At 63.4% G+C, this 1781-nt stretch carries 3 protein-coding genes; 2 read left to right on the forward strand and 1 reads right to left on the reverse strand.

Going from position 1 to position 1781, the window contains the following annotated elements; translation table 11 throughout:
• Positions 1 to 613: 613 nt before the first annotated feature.
• Positions 614 to 976, forward strand: coding sequence for a hypothetical protein (locus tag NKI70_RS33765; RefSeq protein ID WP_352700499.1), 363 nt, complete (start codon positions 614 to 616; stop codon positions 974 to 976).
• Here NKI70_RS33765 and NKI70_RS34175 read toward each other — a convergent pair.
• Entirely contained in the window at positions 973 to 1374 is a 402-nt protein-coding gene (locus NKI70_RS34175) for a hypothetical protein (protein ID WP_502897819.1), read from the reverse strand. The two genes, NKI70_RS33765 and NKI70_RS34175, sit on opposite strands and share 4 nt — an antisense overlap.
• Here NKI70_RS34175 and NKI70_RS33775 point away from each other — a divergent pair.
• Entirely contained in the window at positions 1373 to 1543 is a 171-nt protein-coding gene (locus NKI70_RS33775; RefSeq protein WP_245274835.1) for a hypothetical protein, read from the forward strand. The two genes, NKI70_RS34175 and NKI70_RS33775, sit on opposite strands and share 2 nt — an antisense overlap.
• The last annotated feature ends 238 nt before the right edge of the window (positions 1544 to 1781 follow it).

The following is a 1781-nucleotide window of genomic DNA, read 5'->3' on the forward strand; positions in this document are numbered from 1 at the left end:
GCAGCGTGCGCGAATTGACCGGCGCGCCGCCATGCCGCGTCCGGCCGGTGCGAACCTGGAATTGGTCGCTGTCACGATCTGCCATGACGGCAGCATCGGGCGTCGGGATTCGCTCTTCAAGACGGCCGGAACGCTGAGCGTGCTATGGAGCGCAAAGACTTGCTGTGGCGTATAAACGGCGGATCGCACATCGCCCGGGCACCGCACCTTTACTTTTCAGATCAGCAGGATAGCGGACCAACCGGCACCCGCCACACCTCGCGTGGTGCCTCCCGGTGTCCGCATGTGCCGGAAAAAACAATGTGCAGACACACACTTACGAGCGAAGCGAGGGCGAGCGCCAGCTCGCTTTATCTTGCTGTCCCCCACCACCCTCGCTGTCCCCCACCACCCTCGGTAACCGTCCGGATCCTGCACATCTTTCGGGTCGTGCAATCTCGCAACATGTGACGTTCCTTGCTATTGAGAGATTTCCGGCGGTGCCTCAACGTTCCTGGGACAAGGCCAACAACCCGTGCTGGTCGACGCATGACGCGACCTGGTATCGGGCCGTTTTGAGGCGGAGGAATATTGCCGCCGGCGCAAGCTTTCGACGAAGACTTTTGAGCTGTGAGTGCGCCATCTGGTGAGCCCGGAAGATCGGCGCAAACGTACGGAATATCTGCGGAAATTGCGCCAGGAAAAGCCGGAAAAGCGGGGCAAGAAAGGGCCGCCGAAGCGACGCAAGAGCCCGCGCCGCTACCGCTACAGCGTGCGTACGGACACCGGTCCGATTGCCCTGCAGGCGTTCTGGGGCAAGCATGTGGAGGCGATGAACTGGAGCGGGTTGGGGCTTGCCGAATATGCCGCGGCGCTCGGACTTTCGCCCCATGCGCTGCGCAAATGGCGCGCTCGTCCCCGAGGAATTCGAGGCCGAAGTGGACTGGCGATCTCTGTTGCATCCGAGTGCGCGGGCTCAATTCAGCAGCGCTGCTAATTGCGTACGGCGCCAATGTCACTTGACACCGCCGTTGACGGGCGGTCGAACCGGCGCCGCTTCAGCAACGCACAGAAGCAGGCGATCGTGCAGGAGACGGAGAAGCCCGGCGTCAGTGTGGCGGAGGTTTGCCGCCGCCATGGGATGGCCACCAGCATGCCTTCGGCCGGCGTGTCCAGTTCGGCGTGACCGCTCGCAAGGCGCCGCAATTGGCAACGGTTGCACTCATCCATGGGACGGAAACCGAACCGCCGGTACTGACTGCCCTGCGCAATCTCGTACGACCGCCGGACGGCGTGATGACAGCCCAACTGGACGACGGGCGGCGCGTCTTTGCATCCGTCGGCACAATGCAGATGCAGTCCAGCAGCATCTCGCGGCGAGGAAGAACGCATCATGATCGTCGTTCCGACGGGGGTGAAGGTGCATCTGGCGCTCGGTCATACCGACATGCGCAAGGGGCTCGATGGGCTCGCGGCGCCGTGGTGTCAAACGAGTTGTCAGCTGCGGGGTGGCAAGCGCTTCAAAAGCAGCACGCCGTTCATCAGATATTCGTTGAGCCAGTAGGCGGCAGCCGTTCGGGCGCATGCCGGCTGCCATGTCAGCAACATCCATCCTGCCGATCGGCGCGAGGCGGTGCAGCCCACCTGAATGAGTCCCACAAGAGGTACACGCGAGGGCCAATTCATGCCGGGGCGAGACCAGGACCGCGGCACAGAGTGGGTCGTGTCCCCAGACGTGGTGTAGCTCGGCGGTAGCGAAGCCGCTCGCGAGCGCGCCCTCAACAGCGCCGTAGCGAGCGAGC

Origin of the sequence: Mesorhizobium sp. M0500 (assembly GCF_040321165.1) — a bacterium.
GTDB lineage: Bacteria > Pseudomonadota > Alphaproteobacteria > Rhizobiales > Rhizobiaceae > Mesorhizobium.